Genomic DNA, 23,256 nt, shown 5'->3' with positions numbered 1-23,256 from the left:
GGCCGCCTGAACGGAATGCCCCCATGGATCTGATCCACATGCTGATGGACCCCGCCGCTCTGCTCGAGCGGTTCGGGGATGCGTTCTGGTGGGTCGCCCACCTCATCGTCTTCGTGGAGTGCGGGCTGTTCTTCCCGATCCTCCCGGGCGACTCCCTGCTGTTCGCGGTGGGCATGTTCAGCCACGAGGGCGCGCTCGCGGCGCCGCTGGCCCTCTCGCTGCTCACGCTGACGCTCGCCGCGTTCGCCGGGAACGTGTGCGGCTACGAGATCGGGCGCGCAGCGGGCCACGGCCTCTACGAGCGCGACGGCCGGATCCTCAAGCGCAAGTACTTCGACACCTCCATCGAGTTCTTCGAGAAGTACGGCCGGCGGGCCCTCGTGATCGGCCGCTTCGTGCCGATCGTGCGCACCTTCGTCACGGTCGTCGCGGGCGTCTCGCAGATGCCGCGCCGCACGTTCTACACGTGGTCTGCTCTCGGCGCGGTGCTGTGGGTCGGCCTGATCACGATGCTCGGCTACGCGCTCGGCGGCGTGCCGTTCATCCGCGACAACCTCGAGGCCGCGGTGCTCGTGCTGGTGGCGATCTCCGTGCTGCCGATGGTGATCGAGGCGCTGCGCCGGCGGATGAAGGGCGAGAAGGCCCCGATCTCGCCCGCCGCCGAGGTGCTCGCGGCGAGCGAGGCTGCGGACCGCTGGGCGGAGGATCGCCGCGCCTGATCTGCGCCGGGCAGGGCGCGCGGGCCGCGTGAGGCTCACCGCGCACGGTGGTGCCTGTCCAGAACGCGCGGCGCAGGACCGCCGCCCCTGCGCGCGCTCCTGACATACTGGGCTCCATGCGTGGAATCATTCTCGCCGGCGGGACCGGCTCGCGACTGCACCCCCTGACCATCGGCGTCTCGAAGCAGCTGATGCCGGTCTACGACAAGCCGATGATCTACTACCCGCTGAGCACGCTGATGCTCGCGGGCATCCAGGACTTCCTGATCATCACCACGCCCACCGACCAGGAGGCGTTCCAGCGCGTTCTCGGCGACGGTTCGCGGTTCGGCGTCTCCTTCGAGTACGTCGCCCAGCCCTCCCCGGACGGTCTCGCGCAGGCGTTCATCCTCGGCGAGGATTTCCTCGACGGCGATCGTGCCGCCCTGGTGCTGGGTGACAACATGTTCTACGGCCAGGGCATGGGCTCCCAGCTGCGCCGCTACCACGAGGTCGACGGCGCGGCCGTGTTCGGCTACTGGGTCAGCGATCCCACCGCCTACGGCGTCGTCGAGATGGACGAGAACGGCAAGGCGCTCTCTCTCGAGGAGAAGCCCGCGAAGCCGAAGTCGAACCTCGCCGTGCCGGGCCTGTACTTCTACGACCAGACCGTCTCCGAGCGCGCGAAGGCCCTCGCCCCCTCCCCGCGCGGAGAGCTCGAGATCACCGACCTCAACCGCACCTACCTCGAGGACGGCACGCTCCAGGTCGAGGTCCTCACGCGCGGCACCGCGTGGCTCGACACGGGCACCTTCGATGATCTCGCCGCCGCCGGGGAGTTCATCCGTACCGTGCAGAAGCGCCAGGGCCTGTCGATCGGCGCCCCCGAGGAGGTCGCCTGGCGCATGGGCTATCTGAGCGACGAGGAGCTGCGCGAGCGCGCCGAGCCGCTCGTGAAGTCCGGGTACGGCAAGTACCTGCTCGACACGCTGGAGCGCGAGCGCTCCTGAGCCGGGGCGGGCCGGCGGCAGGCCCCAGCCGGCCCTCCACCCACCCACACAGACACCGAGTGCCACGTGGCGAGCCGAGATCCTGCGATCTCGCCTCGCCACGTGGCACTCGCTGCATCGGGGCCTCGGCGCGGGCGCGCGAGCACCCTTCCGCCCGCGAAACGCATCTGAGGACCCGAGATCGCCGGATCTCGGGTCCTCCGTTGCGTCTCGGTGTCGTACGAAGAGCACGGCATGCGATCACGGGGCCGGGGTGGGCCTGAGCCCTGCGCCGATCCAGGCGCGCGCCGCCCCCCGCTCCCGCCGCGCCCCAGTGTGAGCAGATCCCCGCTCCCGCCGCGGGATCGGCCGGGCGCGACGGGGCGGCGCATGAGAACCTTGTCCGATAGGACAATCTGCCTGGGCCAGCCCCCGGCGTCGCCATCTGAAGGGAACCGTCATGCCCCGCCACCTCCTCGTCACCGGTGGAGCCGGCTTCATCGGCTCGAACTTCGTGCACTACGTCGTCGGGAACACGGATGACACCGTCACCGTGCTGGACAAGATGACCTACGCCGGCAACGCCGCCTCGCTCGAGGGCCTGCCCGAGGATCGCGTGCAGCTGGTCGTCGGCGACATCGCGGACGCGGAGCTGGTGGACGACCTCGTCAGCAAGGCCGACGCGGTCGTGCACTACGCGGCGGAGTCCCACAACGACAACTCGCTGAACGACCCCTCGCCGTTCCTGCAGACGAACATCATCGGCACGTACACGCTGATCGAGGCGGCACGGAAGCACGGGAAGCGCTTCCACCACATCTCCACCGACGAGGTCTACGGCGACCTGGAGCTGGATGATCCCGAGCGCTTCACCGAGCAGACCCCGTACAACCCCTCCAGCCCCTACTCCTCCACGAAGGCGGGCTCGGATCTGCTGGTGCGCGCGTGGGTGCGCTCCTTCGGGCTGCAGGCGACGATCTCGAACTGCTCGAACAACTACGGGCCCCGCCAGCACGTCGAGAAGTTCATCCCGCGCCAGATCACGAACCTGATCGACGGCATCCGCCCCCGCCTCTACGGCGCCGGCGAGAACGTGCGCGACTGGATCCACGCCGACGACCACTCCTCGGCCGTCCTCACGATCCTGGACAAGGGCCAGATCGGCGAGACCTATCTGATCGGCGCCGACGGCGAGAAGAACAACAAGGAGGTCGTCGAGCTGATCCTGGAGACCATGGGCCGCGACCGCTCGGACTACGAGCACGTGAACGACCGCCCCGGCCACGACCTGCGCTACGCGATCGACTCGACCCGACTGCGCACGGAGCTCGGCTGGGAGCCCTCCTTCCAGGACTTCGAGGCCGGCATCGCGGCGACCGTCGACTGGTACAAGAACAACGAGGCCTGGTGGCGCCCGCAGAAGGCTGAGACCGAGGCGAAGTACGCCAAGACCGGTCAGTGACCGCTCGCGCAGCCGCCCGGTGCCCCCGAGAGTCGCACCTGGTGGCTGCGCGCCTGCCTGTTCCCCTCTCCGTGATCCGTCCCCGCGAATGCCGAAGGAGCATGCTGTGAAGCAGCTTGCCGTCCACTCCACCTCGATCCCCGGCCTGCTGGTCATCGACCTGCCCCTTCCCGGGGACAACCGCGGCTGGTTCAAGGAGAACTGGCAGCGCGCCAAGATGGTCGCGGCGGGACTGCCGGACTTCGGCCCGGTGCAGAACAACATCTCCTTCAACCAGGCCGTCGGGGTCACCCGCGGCATCCACGCGGAGCCGTGGGACAAGTACATCTCGGTCGCGACCGGCAAGGTCTTCGGCGCGTGGGTGGACCTGCGCGAGGGGGAGTCCTTCGGGGCGACGTACTGGCATGAGATCACCCCGGACGTCGCGATCTTCGTGCCCCGCGGCGTCGGCAACGCCTTCCAGACCCTCGAGGCGCCCGCCGCGTACACGTACCTGGTGAGCGACCACTGGTCCGAGGCCGCGCAGGCGGAGTACACCTTCCTGAACCTGGCCGACGAGACGGCCGGGATCCCGTGGCCGATCCCGCTGGCAGAGGCGGAGCTCAGCGACAAGGACCGCGCGCACCCCCGCATGGCCGCCGTCGTCCCCGTGCCCCCGAAGCGGACCATGATCGTCGGCGCGAACGGCCAGCTCGGCCGCGCGCTCGCGCAGCGCTGGGAGCATCGGGCCGACGTCGACGCGGTCGGCCGGGACGCGCTGGACATCTCCCGCGCCGACTCGGTCGCCGCCTTCGACTTCCGCCCCTACGGCACGATCATCAACGCCGCCGCGTACACCGCGGTCGATGAGGCCGAGACGGCCGAGGGCCGCCGCGCCGCCTGGGCCGTGAACGTCGATGGTGTCGCACGCCTGGTCGAGGCGGCGCGCGCGCACGGCGCGACGCTCGTGCACGTCTCCAGCGACTACGTCTTCGACGGCACGAGCGCGCTGCACGGGGAGGACGAGGAGCTCAGCCCGCTCGGCGTCTACGGGCAGACGAAAGCCGCCGGCGACCGCATCGCCCAGACCCTCCCGGACCACTACGTGCTGCGCACGAGCTGGGTCGTGGGGGAGGGGAAGAACTTCGTGCGGATCATGGCCTCGCTCGCCGAGCGCGGCATCGATCCGTCGGTCGTCTCGGACCAGCGCGGCCGCCTCACCTTCACCGAGGATCTCGCCGGCGCGATCGAGCACCTGCTGCACGAGCGCCCCGAGGCAGGCGTCTACAACGTCTCGAACGCGGGAGAAGCTGCTTCCTGGGCCGACCTCGCTGCGCGAGTGTTCGCGCTGACCGGCCATGACGGCTCGCGCGTGACCCCCGTGAGCACCGCCGAGTACTACGCGGGCAAGGACGGCATCGCACCCCGGCCGCTGAACTCGATGCTGGACCTGAGCAAGCTCGAGGCGACCGGCTTCACCCCGCGCGACCAGTTCGAGGCGCTGGAGGCGTACCTGAGGAGCTGATGCTCCCGCTGAGGTTTCGGTGCCGAGAGGCGTATCGGAGGTCGGGGCCCGGGCCGTCGAACTCCTCCCGGGCGCACCTGCAAGGGTGGGGCGCATGTCTTCGACCCCCGACAGACCCGGCACGTCCCCTTCCGGCACCGAGGCCGACCCCTCCGCGCAGCCCCTCGCCTCCACCCTCAAGCCGTCTTGGGTGTTCGCGATCGCGCTCGGATCGGCGGTCGGCTGGGGCGCGTTCATCCTCCCCGTCGACTGGCTGGGGGCGGGCGGAACCGCCGGCGCTCTGATCGGTTTCGCGATCGGCGCAGTGCTGATCGGCATCATCGGTGTCAGCTACGGCATGGTGATCCGGGTGCTGCCCGTGACGGGCGGGGAGCTCGCCTACGTGCTCGCCGAGTTCGGGCGCCGCCACGCGTTCGTCGTCGGCTGGTTCCTCGCGCTCGCGTACGCGTGCATCGTCGCGCTGAACGCGACGGCCGTCTCGCTGGCCGCCCGGATGCTCTTCCCGGGCATCATGGAGCGCTGGCACCTGTACACCGTCGCCGGGTGGGACATCTACCTGCCGAGCGTCATCGTCGCCTGCACCGCGATCGTGCTGACGGGCATCGTGAACTCGCTGGGCACGGCCCTGTCCGGTCGCTTCCAGTTCGTCGCCTGCGTGATCCTGCTGGCCGCGGTCGCGATCGTCCTGGGCGCCTCGCTCGTGCACGTGGTGCAGAACGGGTTCGCGATCGCCCCCGCCTTCCCGCGCGAGGTCTCGCCGCTCTCGGCGATCGCGGTGATGGTCGCCTTCGCCCCGTGGGCCTTCGTCGGCTTCGGCAACGTGCCCCAGGCCGCCGGCGAGTTCGACTTCTCCCCGAAGAAAGCCCTGCGCCTGATCCTCGCCGCGATCGCGACCTCCGCCGCTGTGTACATGGCGATGGTGCTGGCCTCCTCGATCGCCGTCGCCGAGGCCGGCTCCGCGGTCGACGGGTCCGTGTGGGCCACGGCCGACGCGATCGCCGCGATCCTCGGACCCGTCGGCCGGATCCTGATGGTCATCGCGGTGCTGATGGGCGTGGTCACGGGACTGAACGGCTTCACCGTCTCCGCGAGCCGCGTGCTGATGACGATGTCGCGCGCCCAGATGCTGCCTCCCGCCTTCGGCCGGGTGAGCGCACGCCGAGGCACCCCGATCGTCGCGATCGCCTTCGTCACCGCGCTGTGCCTGGTGGCGCCGTTCTTCGGCCGCTCCGCCCTCACCTGGATCGTGGACATGACCTCCGTCGGCGTCACCATCGCCTACGGCTACACGTGCCTCGCGGCCGTGAAGCTCACGCACCCCTCGCGGGCCGGGGAGAGCGACGTCTTCGGCCGTCGGCGCCCGCTCTACCGGGCGATCGCCATGCTCGGCGCAATCATCGCCGCCGGATTCCTCGCCCTGCTGTTCGTGCCCGGATCGCCCGGTCAGCTGAGCACGCCGCCGCTCATCGCGCTCGCCGTGTGGGTCGTGCTGGGCGCGATCTTCCTCGCCCTGCGCCACCGCCGGCTCATGGCGGTGCCCGAGGAGGAGCTCGAGGGAGTGGTGCTGGACGCGCAGACCTGAGCGAAGCCGGCCCGCGGCGCGCGGGGGCTCCGTAGACTTCCCAGGAGCCATTGCGCCGAGCGACCGAGGAGCCCCATGACGCACAGCGAGGCCCCCGCGGCGCGACCGCCCGCCGCGCCGCGGCGCCCCACCCGGTCCTCAGCGCCCGCCCCCGCGGAGCCGTCGGCCCTGCTGACGCCGGAGGAGGCGCAGCGCATCGCGCAGACCGCGCAGGCGGTCATCGCCGAGATCGCCACGGTGATCGAGGGCAAGCGCGAGGTCGCCGAGCTCGCCGTGATGGTGCTGCTCGCCGGCGGGCACCTGCTCATCGAGGACGTCCCCGGCACCGGCAAGACCATGCTCGCCAAAGCCCTGGCCGGTGCGCTCGGCACCGATCGCGCCCGCATCCAGTTCACCCCCGACCTGCTCCCGGCCGACGTCACCGGCGGGAGCGTGCTGATGCCCGGCAGCGGCGAGCTCGAGTTCCGGCCCGGGGCCGTGTTCACCCAGATCCTCCTGGCCGACGAGATCACCCGCGCCTCCGCGAAGACGCAGTCCGCGCTGCTGGAGGCGATGGAGGAGCGCCAGGTGAGCGTCGACGGCGCGACCTATCCGCTGCCCGAGCCGTTCATGGTGGTCGCGACCGCGAACCCGGTGGAGATGGAGGGCACGTACCGCCTGCCCGAGGCGCAGCGCGACCGCTTCCTCGCCCGCACCTCCATGGGCTATCCGGCCGCCTCCGCCGAGGCGCGGATGGTTGCCGCGCAGGCCGGGCCTCCGCCCCGCGGGGAGCGCGAGCTGGTGGACGCCCTGCGCGCACGCACCGACCCCGCCGAGATCGCCGCGCAGGTGCGGGCCGTGCGCCGCATCCACGCCGCGCCCGCCCTCGTGGAGTACGTGGTGCGCCTCGCCGCCGCGACCCGCGAGCATCCGCAGTGCGCGCTCGGCGCCTCGCCCCGCGCGAGCGTGCACCTCGTGCGCGCCGCGAAGGCCCGCGCCGCGATGAGCGGGAAGCAGTACGTGCGCCCGGAGGACGTCCAGTCCGTGATCGGGCCCGTCTGGCGCCACCGCCTGCACCCGGCGCCCGGGGCGATCGCCCGCGGCATCGACGCCGACGCGATCCTCGCGGACGTGCTCGCGCAGGTGCCGGTCGACTGATGGCCGCTCGCTCCCGGCTCGCTCCCACCCCGCGCGGCCTCGCGCTGCTCGTGCTCGCGGCGGCGCTGTGGGCGCTCGCCGGGATCACGGGACTGGCCGCTGCCGCCGCGATCTCCGCAGCGCTGCTGCTCGCTCTCGCTCTTGCCGTGATCTGCGTGCTCCTCGGAGGCGTCCGGCTCCGCCTGCAGCGCATCATCGAGCGGCCGGTCCTGAGCGTCGGGGATGAGACCGCGATGTCCCTGCACCTGGACGAAAGCTCCCTCCTGCAGAAGGTCCCGATGGCGAGCGGCGAGGTGCATCTGCGCGTGCCGGCGCAGATCGCCGCTCCCGCCGTCCTGCCGCTCGCATCCCGCACGGACTGCACCCTCGCCGTGCTGCGCCGCGGGGCCCACCCGCTCGGGCCGATGGAGACGCTCCTGCAGGACCCCTTCGCCCTGATGCGGTTGCGCATCCGGCAGGACGACGGCGCCGCCGTGATCGGCCTGCCCCGAGCGGAGCCGCTCGCAGGAGCCCTCGCGCTCGGTCTCGCCCGCGGGGAGGAGGACCGTGCCGCAGCGGCCGGCAGGTCCGGGGAGCTCGGAGTGATCCCCCGCCCCTACGTCGCAGGCGACGATCTCCGCCGGATCCACTGGCGCGCGAGCGCCCGGGTCGGCACGCTCATGACTCGCGAGGAGGAGCCGGCGGAGAGCCCGGGAGCCGTGATCATCCTGGACACCCGGGCGCGCCCGCAGGATGCTGCGAGAGCAGCCGAGCTCCACGACCGGCTCGTCGACCACGCAGCCTCCCTCCTGCTCGCTCTCACCGCCCACGGCTGGGACACGCGCGTCCTCGGCGCGGGCGGCGCGCAGATCGCCTCGGAGCCCGGGGACCGTGATGCGCCCTCCCAGCTCGCCGCACAGGACGCGCTCATCGCGCTCGCCGGTGTCCGATTCGAGGACCGGCCCGGCGATCCCCTCGCCGCGCTACACGTCGCGGCGGAAGCGGGGTCGATCGTCTTCGTCCTCGCCGCGGAGAGCGACGGGGCGCCGTCGGCCCCGGACGGCAGCGGTGGGGGAGCAGGCGCGGCACAGGGGACCGCCATCAGCCTGCGACCCGCGGGCGCCGGGGGAGGGGCGATCCGCGCAGAGCGCTTCGGCGGATGGCGCCGCGTCTCCGCCCCCGCCGGCGCCTCGCTCCAGCAGATCCTCGAGCGGGCCGCCGGGAGCGCGCGATGAGCCGGCGCGCCGAGACGGCCGCCGCAGCCGCCGGTCGCGCGCGCCGACGCCGCGGAGCGCTGCTCAGCGCTGTGCTAGGGGTCGCGGTGATCCTTGCGAGCACCCCGCTCTCGCTGCTCATCGCGGACCTCGACTGGCTGCGCGCCGCTGCTCTCGCCGCCGCGACCGTGTGCGGGGTCGGCGTGCTCGGCCGCCTGGCGCTGCGTCCGACGATTCTCCTGCCCCTGCTGCAGGGCGGCGCGCTCGCGCTGCTGGTGCTCGCGGTGGAGATGCACGGCGGGATACTCCCCACGGGAGGCCCTGCCGACCTGCTGCGCGGCCAGGTGCCTCTCGTCACCGAAGGCTTCACCGCCCTGACGATGGAGGTGCCGCCGGTCGCGCTCGGCGCCGAGGCACGTGCGGTGCTGATCCTCCTGGTGGGCGTCGTGGTGCTCGCCCTGGACGTCCTGTGCGCTGAAGGCGGCTGGTGGGGGGTGTCCGCCGTGCTGCTGCTCTGCTTCCAGCTCGTTCCAGCACTCATGCATCCCGAGGGGGCTCCCTGGTATGTGATCGCGGGGCCGACACTCGGCGCCCTGCTGGTGCTCGGCGCAGGCGCGTCGCACGGCCGGTTCGACGGGCGCAGAGCCGCCGTCGGGGTGCTCTGCGCGCTCCTCGTGGCCGGGGCGGCTCCGCAGGTCGCGGCCGTCCTGCCGACCCCTGCCAGACCCGCCCTGCCTCTCGACATCGGGAGCGTCACCGGGCAGGGAAGCACCCAGCCCCTCGGGCCGACGATGATCGACGACTCGATCTCCGTGCGCCGCGACCTCCTCCAGGCCGAGGAGACGACGGTGCTCACCTACGCCACGGACGCGCCGACACCCGATTACCTGCGGCTGCGCACGCTGCGCGAGTTCACCGGGGAGGAGTTCGTCGAGGGGGCGCTCGCCGGGGAGGACCCGATGCCGTTCACCGGCGGCTTCTCCTCCACCTCCGAGATCAGGATCAGCGGACTCGTCTCCGACAGGCTCCCCGTGCCCGCGGGCCAGGAGTTCACGGGGATGGTCCTGCACGGCGGGGAGAGCGAAGCGCTCATGATCCAGAGCGGCTCAGTGGCGCTCGCGGGCGCCCCGCGGGATCTCTCCGGCTGGCAGTACGAGATCTCCGGGGCCGCCCAGGAGCCCGCCCCCGAGCAGCTGCGCGGCATCGACGTGCAGGCCGCGGGCGCTGAGCTCCCGCGCGGCTACTTGGACATCGAAGCACCGGATGAGGTCGGCGCGCTCGCCGAGCAGATCGTCGGCGAGGCCGGAGCGAGCGGCGGCTACGATTCCGCCCGGGCGCTGGAGGACTACTTCCACGGCTTCGCGTACTCCGTGACCGCGCGGACCCCGCGGGGCGCCGACCCGATCCAGAGCTTCCTCGATGACCGCGTGGGCTACTGCGAGCAGTTCGCGGGCACGTTCGCGCTGATGATGAACCATCTGGGCTACCCCACGCGCGTGTCCATCGGATTCACCGCCGGGCAGAGCACAGGCACCTCGAACGTCGTCACCAACCGCAATGCCCACGCCTGGCCCGAGGTGTACTTCGGACCGGAGGTCGGCTGGGTGCGCTTCGAGCCGACGCCCGCGACCTCCGGGAACGGGATCGCCCCGCCGCCGATCGCGCCGGAGGACCCGGGCGAGGAGATCCCGGTGACCGCGCCCGAGGCGGAGTCCCTCTCGCCGACGACCGCCCCCGTGTCGCCCTCGGCCGCGCCCTCGGCCACCGCGATCCCCGCGACCGAGGATCCCCGCAGCTCCGCGGCGCAGCTCGAGAGGGGCGCCCTGATCGGGCTCGCCGTCGCCCTGGCGGCCGCGGCCCTGATCGGCGCGGCGGTCCTCGGGCGGCGCCGCGCAGCGCGCCGCCGTGAGGAGGGGTGGGAGGAGATCGCAGTGCGGGGCGGGGGAGCGCAGGCCTCGCGGGCGTCGGCGGAGTCCGCCCGCCGAGCGGCCGGGCTGCTCGCCTGGAGCGAGGTGCAGGAGCACATGCGCAGGAGGGACCGCCGGATCCGCCTGCTCGGATGGACCGGCGCCTGGGGGCGGCCGCCGCGCGCGCTCCGCTTGGACCCGAGCCGACCGCCTGCGGCGGCGATGGAGGGCCTCCTGCGGGACGCGGGCGCGGACCCGGCCGCACCTGTGCACCGGGCGGGCGCTCGCGTGGCCGATGCCGTGGCCGACGCCCGCTATGCGCCGGAGCCGGCCGTCTGCGGAGCGGTCGATGTCGGAGCGGTCGATGGCGGGCCGGCCGACCCGGCAGGACCAGCCGCGGCCGCCTCGGCAGGATCCGGCGCGGATGTCGTGGCATCCCTTCGCCAGGACGCCGATGATCTGCTCGCGCTCCTGCGGGAGCGCCGTCGGCCCTGAGGCCGTCGGACCGCCGGCCCTGAGACCGTCGGACCGTCGGACGGACGCAGCGCCCCCGCCCGAGAAGGGCGAGGGCGCTGCGAGGAAGGCTCCGGGATCAGTCGTGCCCGGGGGTGTCCTTGTCCGGGCCGAAGCGGCGCGAGCCGGCCTCCTCGCGGAACCGACGGGCGGCCGCGATCGAGTCGACCTCGCCGATGATCGGGTTCGGCTGGTGCCGGGTGCGCAGCCCGCTCGTGTACAGCGAGACGAGGTTCATCGAGACGGCGCGCTGGTTGCGGTGGCCCAGCAGCTTGCCCACATGCACGCCGAGCCAGGCCAGCCAGCCGATCGTGCCGGTGAATCCGACGTTCTCCAGGTGCGCGCGCTTGACCAGCGGGGTCTGCGGCAGCTGCACGATCGCGGCGCGGCGCCCGATGGTGGCCATGGTGCCGAAGTCCGCGTACGTGAACGGCTCCGGGCGACGGCCCGCGACGTCGGCCGCGATGGACTTCGCGACCGCGTGACCCGTCTGGATGGCGGGCTGCGCGAGCTGGGGGAGGGCGTCCTCGCCGCCGGCGACATCGCCCGCGGCGTAGACGCCCGGGAAGCCCTCCACCTGCAGCGTGCGGTCCACGATGATGCGGCCGTGCTTGTCCTGGGGGAAGCCCCACTGCGCGACGGCCTTCGAGATCGCGACGCCCGCGGCCCAGATCGTGATGTCCGACTCGAGCACCGAGTCGTCATCGAGCACGACGTAGTCGTACCCGACCTCCTTCACGCCGTGGCCGAGCTTCAGCTGCACCCCGCGCGAGCGGAGCTCCTCGGCCGCGTAGCCGCGGTACTCCTCGCGGAACTCCTTGAGCACTTCCGTGCCGCGCTGCAGCACGGAGACCCGCAGCGTGCCCGGATCCATCTCCGGGTAGAGCACGTCGAGCTCCTGCAGGCGGAAGTCCGCGAGCGCGCCCGCGATCTCCACGCCCGTCGGCCCGCCGCCCACGATGCACACCTGGAGCTTGTCCGAGTCGCCCGCGCGGCTGGTGCGCTCGAGCTCGGAGAACACGCGCTCGCGGATCGCGAGGGCCTGTGCGCGGGTGTACATCGGCATCGCGTACTCCTCGGCGCCGGGGGTGCCGAAGTAGGTGGTGGTGGCGCCGTTGGCGAGCACGAGGTAGTCGTACGCCATCTCCTCGGGCTCGTCCTCGCCGCCCTCGAGGCTGACGACCTTCCGCTGCGGATCCACGCCCACGACCTCGCCTTGGCGGTAGCGCATGTTCGGCACCGTGAGGGAGAGGGAGCGCAGCATCATCGTGACGTCGCCCGGGTTCAGGCCGGCCGTGGCCACCTGGTACAGGAGGGGCTGGAAGGTCTTGTACGCATTGCGGTCGATGAGGGTGATGCGCACGCGGGTGTCGCGCAGGTGCAGCACGGCGTTCGCGCCCGCGAAGCCGCCGCCGACGACGACGACGTGGGGCCAGGAGGAGCCGTCCGCTGCGGGCACGGTGGTGCGCCGGCCCAGGAGGCGGTCGAGGGCGGAAGTGAGCATGGTGATCCTTGGCGACGAGAGCGGGGGGCGATGGCTCGACTCTAGAGGAACCCTCCCCCTCGCCGCATGCACGGCAGCGCGGGCGGAGCCGGGGGAGCGCGCGCAGAGTCTGCGGGGGAGCGCGCGGGAAGTGCCGGCCCGCACGCACAGCCCGGGTGAACAGCGCATGGCGCGCACGGAACGGCTGATGAGGCACCTGGTCACGAAATGGTCACATCGGTCTCGTCCGTCGGTGGGCCGGGGTTCAATGACAGGGATCACTGAGATCCCCACCCCATCCCCCAGGAGACGTTGATGTCCTCATCCTTCGCGCGGCGCTCCGCTCGCCGCTCGGCCGCCGGCCTCGGCCTCGCCGCCGTGACCCTCACCTCCGCCCTTGCGATCGGGGGCCCCGTCCTCGCCGCCGGCACCGGCGACCAGGTCACGCTGTTCAACATCAACGACTTCCACGGCCGGATCACGGCGACCGCGAAGCCGCTCGCCTGCACGCTCGTCACGCAGCGCGCGGGCGTCTCGAACTCCGCGTTCCTCGCCTCGGGCGATCTCGTGGGCGCGAGCGAGTTCGCCTCCTACATCCAGAACGACCAGCCCACGATCGACTACCTCAACGCCCTCGGCCTCCAGGCGAGCGCCACGGGCAACCACGAGTACGACCAGGGCTACGCCGACCTGCGCGACCGCATCGCGAAGCAGGCGAAGTGGCCCTACCTCGCCGTGAACGTCTACGAGGGCGGCAAGCGCACCACCCCGGCCTACGCCCTCGTCGATGCGGGCGATGTGAAGGTCGCCGTCGTCGGCGCCGTCACCCAGGAGACCCCTGCCCTGACCTCTCCGGCAGGTCTCGCCGGCATCGAATTCCGCGACCCTGTCGCCTCCGTGAACACCGCGATCGCCGAGCTCAAGGCCTCGGGCGAGAAGTACGACGTGCTGGTGGTCGAGTACCACGAGGGCTCCTCCGCGAGCGCCCCGGCCGGCAGCGCGCCCACGGCGGGCGCCCTGTTCGACACGATCGTGAACGAGACCTCCGCCGAGGCCGACGTCATCTTCAACGCGCACACCCACCAGACCTATAGCTTCCAGGCGCCCGTGCCCGGTCAGTCCGGCGAGACGCGCCCGATCATGCAGACCGGCTCCTACGGCGAGAATCTGGGCAAGGTCACCCTCGAGCTCGGGGCCGACGGCGACTGGGACGCGGTGCCCGCGAAGACTGGCCTCGTCCCCACCAAGGGCGCCGACCTCGCCGCGTGCGCCTCGGATCCGACCTACGCCGCTGCCGCGGCGATCTCCGAGAAGGCCACCAAGCAGGGCGACATCGCCGCCCAGCAGAGCGTCGGCACCATCACCGGAGACGTCACCACCGCGTTCGCCCCCAACCGCGCCGAGTACGTGAACGGGGTCTGGACCCGCAAGGCCGACGCCGGAGCGAGCCGCGGCGATGACCGCGGATCCGCCTCGGCCCTGTCGAACGGGCTCGCGGAGTCGATGGTGTGGGCCACCAACCAGGATTCCTACGGCGGCACGAAGGCCACCATCGGCGTGATGAACCCCGGCGGTGTGCGCGCGGATCTGAACTACGCCGCTGCCGGCGCCGAGGGCGACGGGGTGGTGACGTACAAGGAGGCGAACGACATCGTCCCCTTCGTCAACAACCTCTCGACCACGCAGCTCACCGGCGCGCAGTTCGTCCAGCTCCTCGAGGAGCAGTGGCAGCGCAACGCCGACGGCACGACCCCCTCGCGCGGCTACCTGCAGCTGGGCCTGTCGGACAACGTCACCTACACCTACGACGCCTCGCAGAAGCGCGATGAGCGCATCACCTCGGTGATGATCGACGGCGAGCCCATCGATCTCGACGCCACCTACACGGTCGTCGCAGCGAGCTTCCTCGTGGCCGGCGGCGACAACTTCCATACCTTCGCCAAGGGCACCGGCACCACCGACACGGGCCTTCTGGACCGCGACGCGTGGATCGACTACCTGAAGGCTCACCAGAATCTCGCCCCCGACTACTCCGCGCGCGGCGCGCAGGTCGTGCTCGGCGAGGCTGCCGATGGCGGGACGCTCCTGACGATCTCGGGAGTGGAGAGCCGCTCCCTCGGCGCCCCGCAGGTCACCCAGGTGTCCGTCGAGATCGCCGGGGCCACCTACTCGGCGCCGTACACCGCGCAGACGGGCGGCTCCTTCGCCGCACAGATCGCGATCCCGGCAGGCGCGATCCCCCGCGGCGACCACCTGGCCTCGATCACGACGACGCCCGAGGCCGGCACCGAGATCCTCGTGCCCGTCTCGTTCGAGGACGGTCTTTTCACGGACGTCCCCGAGGACCTCCAGTTCGCCGATGAGATCTACTGGGCGGCCGACCAGGGCTATGTAACGGGTTGGGCCGACGGCTCCTACCGCCCCTTCGAATCGGTGAACCGCGATGCGATGGCCGCTTTCCTGTACCGCATGGCCGGATCCCCTGCAGTGGACACTTCCGGCGCGTCGCCGTTCACGGATATCAAGGCCGGGGATGAGCACTACGCGGCGGTGCTGTGGGCCTATCAGGAGGGCATCACCACGGGGTGGGTCGCGGCCGACGGGACTCGGGAGTTCCGTCCGGTGACGCCGATCGATCGTGATGCGATGGCCGCGTTCGTGTACCGGTATGCGGGGGAGCCCTCTGCATCGGCGCCGGCGGCGGGTCCGTTCACCGATGTTCCGGCGGGTCTGCAGTACGCGAAGGAGATCGCCTGGCTGAAGGCGCAGGGCATCACCACCGGCTACCCGGATGCGACGTACCGCCCCTGGAGCCCGATGAAGCGCGACGCGATGGCCGCGTTCATGTACCGCATGGACAAGGCCGGCGTGGAGTTCGTCGACAACTGATCAGCACGCGGGGCGGCCCGGAGACGGGCCGCCCCGCCGCCCATGAGGGGGCGAGGCGAAGCGCCGCGCCCCCTCCCTCACGCCTCCACCTCGAAGCCGCTCCTCCCCTCACCCCCACCAGGAGACCCCCATGACCATCCGCACCCTCCCTCTGCGCGCCGCGGCGCTGCGCCGGCTCGCCGCCTGCGCCGGAGCCGCCGCCCTCGGCGCCACCCTGCTGCCCTTCGGCATGAGCGCCGCGCTCGCCGGCCCGATCGTCCCCACGGCCGTCTCGATCAATGAGGTGTACGGCGGGGGCGGGAACAAGGGTGCGGAGTTCAAGAACGACTTCGTGGAGCTGAAGAACAGCTCGAGCGCGGCGGTCTCCGTCGACGGCTGGTCGCTGCAGTACTTCGCCGCGAATGGCAACCCTGGTGGATCGGTGAGCCTGACGGGGACGATTCCCGCAGGCTCGACGTACCTGATCCAGCTCGCGGCGGGCAACGAGATCGCGAAGGACCTGCCGACGCCAGACGCCGTCGGCACCATCGCAGCCAGTGCGACCAACGGGACGTTCCTGCTGTCCAACGGAACCGCGGCGATCAAGTGCACCGCCGCCACCTGTTCCGAGAACCCGGCTGTTCTGGACGTCGTGGGCTTCGGCTCAGCCACGGTCTTCGCCGGCGATGCGGCGGCGCCGGCGCTGTCGAACTCCACCTCGGCCTCGCGCATCGCGGCGACGGGCAGCAACAGCCAGGACTTCGCCGTCGGCGCCCCCACTCCGCAGAACTCCGGCGCGACGCCCACCGATCCCACCACGCCCACCGATCCGCCCACCCCGACCGATCCGACCACGCCGCCCTCCGCGAGCGTCGTCTCCATCGCGGACATCCAGGGCACCGGCGCCGCCTCGCCGCTCGCCGGGCAGACCGTCACCACCACCGGCGTCGTCACCGCCGTGTACGCCACCGGCGGCCTGAACGGCTACGTCATCCAGACCGGCGGCACCGGCGGCGCGCTCGACTTCTCCAGCCACAAGGGCTCCACGGCCCTGTTCGTGTACTCGCCCGCGACCGTCGCGTCGGTCCAGATCGGCCAGAGCGTGAAGATCACGGGCGCGGTCTCCGAGTTCAACGGCTCCACGCAGATCTCGGTGGCGCGGGCCGCAGACTTCTCCGTGCTGCCGGATGCGCTCCCCGCCGTCGCACCCTCCACCTTCACCGGCGCGTTCCCCACCGATGAGGCCGCTCGCGAGTCGCTCGAGCACATGCTCCTGCAGCCCGGGAAGGGCGCCTTCACCGTGACGGACGTCTACGGGACGATGAACTACGGCGAGGTCAGCCTCGCGATCGGCGACAAGCCGCTGCGCCAGCCCGGTGATGTCATGCGCCCCGGCCCCGAGGCCACGGCGGAGTTCAACGCCGCCGCCGCGCAGGTCATCCTGCTGGATGACGCGAAGACCACGAACTTCTCCCGCGCCACCGACGAGCCGCTGTCCTACCTCTCCAACCAGGAGCCGGTGCGCGTGGGCGCTGCCGTGGAGTTCGAGAAGCCCGTCATCTTCACGACGTCCTTCAACGCGTGGCGGCTGAACCCGACGACCCCGTGGTCGAGCTCCGCCAGCGACGGCATCGCCTTCGAGAACACGCGGACCTCCGCCCCCGACGCCGTCGGCGGCGACCTCCAGGTCGGCTCCTTCAACGTGCTGAACTACTTCACCACCCTCGGCGCGGACACCACCGGCTGCACCCCCTACACGGACCGTGCCGGAGTCGGCGTCTCGGTGCGCGGCGGCTGCGACCTGCGCGGCGCCTGGGGCCAGGCGGACTTCGAGCGCCAGGAGAAGAAGATCGTCGAGGCGATCTCCGCCTCCGGGATGGACGTCGTCGGCCTGATGGAGATCGAGAACTCCGCGCGCCTGGGCGAGACGCCCGACGAGGCCACCGCGACCCTCGTCGCAGCGCTCAACGAGAAGGACGGCGCCGGCACCTGGGACTACGTCCGCACCGCGCCCGCGTACGCGGCGGCCGGCCAGAAGGGCGGCCAGGACGCGATTACCAGCGCGATCATCTTCAAGCCCGGCCAGGTGCGCCCCGTCGGCGATGCGCAGATCCTCATCGGCGATCCCGCGTTCGACAACGCGCGCGAGCCCATCGGCCAGGTCTTCGAGCCCATCTCGGCCTCTGCCGACGGCACCGTCTCCGCAGGCGAGCCGTTCTTCTACGTGGTCAACCACTTCAAGTCCAAGGGCTCCAAGGACGCGGAGGACGCGAGCCTCCCGGCCGACCCGGTCCAGGGCAACTCCCGCACCTCCCGCCTGCAGCAGGCCGGCGCGCTGAACACCTGGGTCGAGGGGCGCCAGAGCGCGCTCCACGTGCAGGACGTCCTCCTCGTGGGAGACTTCAACGCCTACACCCAGGAGGAGCCCCTGCAGCTCTTCTACGGCAAGGGCTACACGGACGTCAGCAGCCACTTCGACCCGGAGGGCTGGTCCTACAGCTACGGCGGCATGGTGGGCTCCCTGGACCACGTCCTCGCGAGCCCCTCGGCCCTGGAGCGTCTGACGGGCGCCGACGACTGGGGCATCAACGGACCGGAGTCTCCGGCCTTCCAGTACTCCCGCCACAACTCCAACGTCACGGACCTGTACGAGGGCGGCCCCTTCGCCTCCTCGGACCACAACCCGCTGATCGTGGGCATGAAGTCCGAGATCACCGCGCCCCCCGCGCCGTTCGAGTGCACGTTCGCGGATGTGCCCGCGTCGCTGCAGTTCCACGACGACATCTGCTGGGCGGCGGAGCAGGGCTACGTGACGGGCTGGGCCGACGGCTCCTACCGTCCCGTTTCCCCGGTGAACCGCGATGCGATGGCCGCGTTCCTGTACCGCATGGCTGGATCGCCTGCGGTGGACACTTCCGGGGCGTCGCCGTTCACGGATATCAAGGCCGGGGACGAGCACTATGCCGCGGTGCTGTGGGCCTACCAGGAGGGCATCACCACGGGTTGGGTGAAGGCCGACGGGACTCGGGAGTTCCGTCCGGTGACGCCGATCGATCGTGATGCGATGGCCGCGTTCGTGTACCGGTACGCGGGGGAGCCTGCGGCGTCGGCGCCGGCGGCGGGTCCGTTCTCGGATGTTCCGGCGGGTCTGCAGTACGCGAAGGAGATCGCGTGGCTGAAGGAGCAGGGCATCACGACGGGCTTCCCGGATGGGTCGTACCGTCCGTGGGGTCCGATGAACCGTGATGCGATGGCTGCGTTCATGCATCGCATGGACACGGCAGGCATCGACTTCGTCGACAACTGATCGAGGAGCGGGCGCTGAGTGCGCCCGCCCTCCGCGAGGCCCTCGGGTCGCTCCGCTCCGGCGGAACGGCTCGGGGGCCTTCTCGCTGCCCAGGGCCGGGACGCGGGGAGAGGGCTCTCGGAGCCGGCCTGTCCTCGAATGTCGGCGCCCCTCCCTAGAGTCGAGCCATGAGAATCCTGCACACCTCCGACTGGCACCTGGGGCGGACCCTCCACGGCGAGAGCCTGCACGAGCATCAGGTGCGCTTCCACGACTGGCTGGTGGATCTGGTGGCGGAGCGCGAGGTCGACGCCGTCGTCATCCCCGGCGACGTCTACGACCGCGCGGTGCCCGATGTCGCCTCCGTCGAACTTCTTGGCCGCACGCTCTCGCGCCTGGCGCGCATCACCACGGTGATCCTCACTCCCGGCAACCACGATTCCGCGGCCCGACTGGGATTCGGCCGGGACCTGCTGCGCAGCGGCGTGCATCTGCTGACGGACCTGCCCGGCATCGAGCACCCCGTCGTCCTCGAGGACGAGCACGGCGAGGTTCTCGTCTTCGGGCTGCCCTACCTCGAGCCCGACATGGTCCGCCACGCCCTCACCCCTGAAGGCGAGGAGACCCTGGGGCGCAGCCACGCCGCGGTCCTGCAGGCAGCGATGGACAGGGTGCGCGAGCGGATCGCCCAGCACGCCCGGCACGCGCAGCGCCCCCGCGCGATCGTGCTCGCGCACGCCTTCGTCGCAGGAGGCAGTGCCAGCGACTCCGAGCGCGACCTCTCCGTCGGCGGCATCGGGTCCGTGCCCGGGAGCGTCTTCTGCGGCATCGACTACCTCGCGCTCGGGCACCTCCATGGCGGGCAGGATCTCAGCGCGCTCGTCGGCGCCCCCGCCTGGTACTCCGGCTCGCCGCTGGCGTTCTCCTTCTCCGAGAAGGACCACCGCAAGAGCGTCCTCCTCCTCGACATCGGCGCCCCGTCGGCAGGCGGCCCCGCCGAGATGACCGTCGAGCGGATCTCGACCCCTGTGCCGAGGCCGCTCACAGAGCTCCGGGGAACGCTCGAGGAGGTGCTCGCCGAGGCCCCCGCGCACGGGCAGGACTGGCTGAAGGCGATCATCACCGACGCCGCCCGCCCGCCCCACCTGCAGGAGCGGCTGCACCAGGTGTTCCCGCACCTGCTGCTCACCGAGTTCGATCCCCAGGGCCGCGGGGAGCGGGACCTCGCTCCGCTCGTCCGTCGCGAGGCGGATCCCCTCGCCGTGATGGACGAGTTCTTCGACTTCGTCACCGGTGCGCCCCCGACCCCGCTCGAGCACGAGATCCTCGATGACGCCTACAGCGCCGTGCGCGCAGGCCGGCAGGAGGCGTCATGAGGCTCCACCACCTGCGCCTGCGCGGCATCGGCCCGTTCGCGGGGGACGTCACGATCGACTTCGCCGCCCTCGGCGCGAGCGGAATGTTCCTGCTCGAGGGGCCGACGGGCTCCGGGAAGTCCACGATCCTCGATGCGATCGTCTACGCGCTGTACGGGACCGTCGCGGGCGCCGGGGCGAGCGGGGATCGCATCCGCTCCCAGTTCGCGAGCCCCCGCGAAGCCAGCGTCGTCGACCTCGTGTTCGAGACGAGCAGCGGCATCTATCGCGTGCGCCGCGAGCCCGAGTACCAGCGCGCGAAGCTGCGCGGGACCGGCACCACGAAGGAGCAGGCGAAGGCACTGCTGTGGCGACTGGGCTCGCCCGCGCTGATCCCCGAGGTCGTCGCGGACCGCGCGGGTGCGGGAGGCGGCGTCGAGCCGATCGCGATGCGACTGGACGAGGTGGGCCGGGAGATCCAGCGCGCCGTCGGCCTGACCCGCGAGCAGTTCACCCAGACCGTCCTCCTCCCGCAGAACGAGTTCGCCAGGTTCCTGCGGGCGAGCTCCGGGGACCGCCAGCAGGTGCTGCAGCGGGTGTTCGGCACGGAGATCTACCAGGACGTCGAGAAGCAGCTCGGGGAGATGCGCAAGGGCGCGAAGCGGCAGGTCGACGAGGCGAGGGGAGTGCTCGGCCAGTCGCTCGCCCGCTTCGGCGAGGCAGCAGGCCTGGAGGACGAGGACCGGAAGCAGCTCGATGCCTGGGCCGACCTCATGCAGCTGGATGCGATCACCGAGGCCGCAGCTGCGCGCACCGAGGCCCTGACGGCGGAAGCGGAGACGGTCGCGCAGCAGGCGAGCGCGCGGGCGCAGGCCGAGACCGCGGCCCGCACCGCTGCGGAGACCTCGCGCTCGCAGCGAGACCTCATCCTGCGGCGCAGGCAGCTCGATGCCCTGGCCGCGCAGCTGGAGCAGTCGGCACCTGCTGCGCAGGATGCCCAGCGCAGCCTCCTGGGCCACGAGCATGCGCGACCCGTCGCAGCGCTGCTCGCCCGGCGCGACACGGCCCTCCAGGAAGCGGGCGATCGCGAGCGCGCGCTCGATCAGCTGCGCGAGCGCACCGCCGGCGAGCACCCCGATCTCACCGCGCTCCTGACGGCAGAGGACCCCGCCGCCGCCCTCGCCGAGGCCAGCCAGTCCGCGGCATCCTCGGCCGGCGAGCTGACCGCCCTCGCCGAGGCCGAGAAAGCACTCCCCGCGCGGGAGCAGTCGCTCGGCGCCCGGCTCTCGCAGCTGACGGCCCTCGAGTCGGATCTCGAGGCCCTCGGCACGCAGATCGCTGCGCGGCCCGAAGCCCGTGCAGCCCTCCTCACCCAGCGCGACGCCGCCCGTGCCGCGGCTTCAGGCCTCGGCGATGCCCGTCTCGCGGAGCAGTCCGCGACGGCCCGGCGCGACGCGGCGACGAAGGCGCAGGCGCACCGGCCGGTGCTGGAGCGCGCGGCGGATGCCGCGGGTGCGGCGCTGAGTGCCGCAGCGCGCGCTCTCGAGGCGGAGGCTGATCTGCGCCGACGACGGATCGCGGGGATCGCGGCGGAGCTCGCGCAGCAGCTCGAGCCGGGGGAGAGCTGCCCCGTCTGCGGGAGCACCGAGCACCCGGCCCCCGCAGCGCCGTCCGACGACGCCGTGAGCGCGGAGCAGGTCGAGAACGCGGAAGCGGCGCGGCAGGCTGCGGATGCCGCCCTCGCCGCGGCCCAGCAGAAGCACGCCCTCGCCCTCCAGGAGCTCGAGGAGCTCACCGCACGGGCCGGCGGCCTTGCGCTCCCGGACGCGCAGACGGCGCTCGCTCAGGCGAGCGCCGTGGTCGCATCCGCCCAGAAGGCGCAGGGGGAGGCCGCCGCGGCAGAGACAGCGATCGAGAAGCACGATGACGCCACCAGCGCCCTCGTGCAGCAGCGCGAGAAGACGGCTCTCGCGCTGGAGACGCAGCGCACGGAGGCCGCCGCGCTGCGCACCTCCCTCGAGGAGGACCAGGCCCGAGTCGCCGCCGGCCGCGGCGCGCACGAGAGCGTCCTCGCGCGCCGCGCCGAGCATCAGGAGCGGGCCCGCGCCGCGAGCGCCCTCGCCACCAGCCTGCGCGAGCGCGACCAGGCACGACAGCGGGCCGCGGCGCTCGCGGAGGAGAGCGCCCAGTCGCGCGCCGCCGCGAGCGCGCAGCTCGCCGACGCACTGCGAGTCGCGGGGATCTCCGGTGACGCTGACGCCGGCCCTGCGGCTGCGGATCCGTTCGCGCAGGAGCCCTCGGTGCACGCGGCAGTGCTGGAGCCGCGCACTCAGCGCGAGCTCACCGCGCTGCTCGAGAAGCACCGCCTGGATTCCGCGCGCCTCGCAGAGGGGATGGCACAGGAGGGGATCGCAGGTGTCGAATCGAGCGACGAGGCATTGAGCGGTGCGGAGGCTGCTCTCGAGCAGAGCACGGCCCAGCTCGCCCTCGCCCAGCAGGCCGCTCGGGATGCCGCCGGGGTCGCGGCCAGGGCATCGTCCGCGCAGACTCGCACCGACCAGGCCCGAACAGCTCTGCGCGGCGCGATCCGGAGCGTGCGCGAGGTGGGTGAGCGGGCCGGATCCGTGGTGCGCGTCGCCGACCTCGCCACGGGCCGCAGCGCTGATGGCGACCGCATCCCCCTGTCGACCTTCGTGCTGATGCGGCGCTTCGAGGACGTCATCACCGCCGCGAACGCGCGCCTCGCCCTCTTCTCCAGCGCGGATCTCGAGCTGCTGCGGGACACCGGCGCGCGCGGCGCCCGGAAGACCGGGCTGGACCTGCTCGTCATGGATCGCCGCACCGACCAGGTGCGCGTGCCCGAGACGCTCTCCGGAGGCGAGACGTTCTTCGTCTCCCTCGCGCTCGCGCTCGGCCTCGCGGACATCGTCACCGCCGAAGCGGGCGGCGTCCAGATGGAGACCCTCTTCATCGACGAGGGCTTCGGCTCGCTGGATCCGGAGACGCTCGAGACCGTCATCCGGGAGATCGGCCGCCTCGCCGAGCACGGCCGCACGATCGGGATCGTCAGTCACGTGGGGGACATGAAAGCCCAGATCAGCGAACAGATCCACGTGCGCCGCGGCCCGGATCGGACCTCCACGGCGACGGTCACCGCGTGAGGCAGCGACGCGCACCCTCGCTCGGCCTGTCAGCGCGCCGCGGCTCCGCTCCTCCTCAGTAAGGATCCGCAAAACCATCGGTGTGAGAGCCGGTGGCGTGGACCAGTCCACGCGAGCG

13 protein-coding genes are annotated in these 23,256 nt (G+C 72.0%); 12 read left to right on the top strand and 1 reads right to left on the bottom strand.

Annotation, left to right across the window (positions count from 1 at the left end):
- The first annotated feature begins 23 nt into the window (after nucleotides 1-23).
- The 8 genes from Bequi_RS06865 (at nucleotide 24) to Bequi_RS06830 (ending at nucleotide 10,967) form a co-directional block, all read left to right on the top strand.
- Nucleotides 24-719, top strand: a complete 696-nt coding sequence (locus Bequi_RS06865) for a DedA family protein (RefSeq protein ID WP_249737203.1) — start codon at nucleotides 24-26, stop codon at nucleotides 717-719.
- A gap of 116 nt (nucleotides 720-835) precedes the next feature.
- Nucleotides 836-1,708, top strand: coding sequence for a glucose-1-phosphate thymidylyltransferase RfbA (gene rfbA / locus Bequi_RS06860; RefSeq protein WP_249737202.1), 873 nt, complete (start codon nucleotides 836-838; stop codon nucleotides 1,706-1,708).
- A 439-nt stretch (nucleotides 1,709-2,147) separates the two neighbouring features.
- Nucleotides 2,148-3,149 carry a dTDP-glucose 4,6-dehydratase gene (gene rfbB, locus Bequi_RS06855; RefSeq protein WP_249737201.1) on the top strand — a complete coding sequence of 334 codons (1,002 nt, stop codon included), beginning with the start codon at nucleotides 2,148-2,150 and terminating at the stop codon, nucleotides 3,147-3,149.
- 88 nt (nucleotides 3,150-3,237) lie between these two features.
- Nucleotides 3,238-4,653: a sugar nucleotide-binding protein gene (locus tag Bequi_RS06850; RefSeq protein WP_249737200.1), complete on the top strand. Its 1,416-nt coding sequence runs from the start codon at nucleotides 3,238-3,240 to the stop codon at nucleotides 4,651-4,653.
- Between the two features lie 94 nt (nucleotides 4,654-4,747).
- Nucleotides 4,748-6,235, top strand: a complete 1,488-nt coding sequence (locus tag Bequi_RS06845; protein WP_249737199.1) for an APC family permease — start codon at nucleotides 4,748-4,750, stop codon at nucleotides 6,233-6,235.
- Between the two features lie 75 nt (nucleotides 6,236-6,310).
- Nucleotides 6,311-7,372: an AAA family ATPase gene (locus Bequi_RS06840; protein WP_249737198.1), complete on the top strand. Its 1,062-nt coding sequence runs from the start codon at nucleotides 6,311-6,313 to the stop codon at nucleotides 7,370-7,372.
- Entirely contained in the window at nucleotides 7,372-8,586 is a 1,215-nt protein-coding gene (locus tag Bequi_RS06835) for a DUF58 domain-containing protein (RefSeq protein ID WP_249737197.1), read from the top strand. The genes Bequi_RS06840 and Bequi_RS06835 overlap by 1 nt, the downstream gene beginning before the upstream one ends.
- A complete protein-coding gene (locus Bequi_RS06830; protein WP_249737196.1) occupies nucleotides 8,583-10,967 on the top strand; it encodes a transglutaminase TgpA family protein in 2,385 nt (794 codons plus the stop codon). The genes Bequi_RS06835 and Bequi_RS06830 overlap by 4 nt, the downstream gene beginning before the upstream one ends.
- A gap of 97 nt (nucleotides 10,968-11,064) precedes the next feature.
- On the opposite strand, the gene Bequi_RS06825 is transcribed toward Bequi_RS06830, so the two are convergent.
- Nucleotides 11,065-12,489 carry an NAD(P)/FAD-dependent oxidoreductase gene (locus Bequi_RS06825; RefSeq protein WP_249737195.1) on the bottom strand — a complete coding sequence of 475 codons (1,425 nt, stop codon included), beginning with the start codon at nucleotides 12,487-12,489 and terminating at the stop codon, nucleotides 11,065-11,067.
- Between the two features lie 294 nt (nucleotides 12,490-12,783).
- Here Bequi_RS06825 and Bequi_RS06820 point away from each other — a divergent pair, with 294 nt between their 5' ends.
- The 4 genes from Bequi_RS06820 to Bequi_RS06805 all read left to right on the top strand — a co-directional run bounded on the left by Bequi_RS06820 (nucleotide 12,784) and on the right by Bequi_RS06805 (nucleotide 23,138).
- Nucleotides 12,784-15,357 carry a 5'-nucleotidase C-terminal domain-containing protein gene (locus tag Bequi_RS06820; RefSeq protein ID WP_249737194.1) on the top strand — a complete coding sequence of 858 codons (2,574 nt, stop codon included), beginning with the start codon at nucleotides 12,784-12,786 and terminating at the stop codon, nucleotides 15,355-15,357.
- A 130-nt stretch (nucleotides 15,358-15,487) separates the two neighbouring features.
- Nucleotides 15,488-18,643 (top strand): ExeM/NucH family extracellular endonuclease, encoded by a 3,156-nt coding sequence (locus tag Bequi_RS06815; RefSeq protein ID WP_249737193.1) that lies wholly within the window; start codon nucleotides 15,488-15,490, stop codon nucleotides 18,641-18,643.
- A 167-nt stretch (nucleotides 18,644-18,810) separates the two neighbouring features.
- Nucleotides 18,811-19,998, top strand: coding sequence for an exonuclease SbcCD subunit D (locus Bequi_RS06810; RefSeq protein WP_249737192.1), 1,188 nt, complete (start codon nucleotides 18,811-18,813; stop codon nucleotides 19,996-19,998).
- Nucleotides 19,995-23,138, top strand: a complete 3,144-nt coding sequence (locus tag Bequi_RS06805; RefSeq protein WP_249737191.1) for an AAA family ATPase — start codon at nucleotides 19,995-19,997, stop codon at nucleotides 23,136-23,138. Before Bequi_RS06810 ends, Bequi_RS06805 begins: the two co-directional genes overlap by 4 nt.
- The last annotated feature ends 118 nt before the right edge of the window (nucleotides 23,139-23,256 follow it).

The sequence above is a fragment of the Brachybacterium equifaecis genome (assembly GCF_023509525.1).
GTDB lineage: Bacteria > Actinomycetota > Actinomycetes > Actinomycetales > Dermabacteraceae > Brachybacterium > Brachybacterium equifaecis.
Note: the sequence above shows the minus strand (reverse complement) of the source record. Positions and strands in the feature narration are given on the sequence as shown.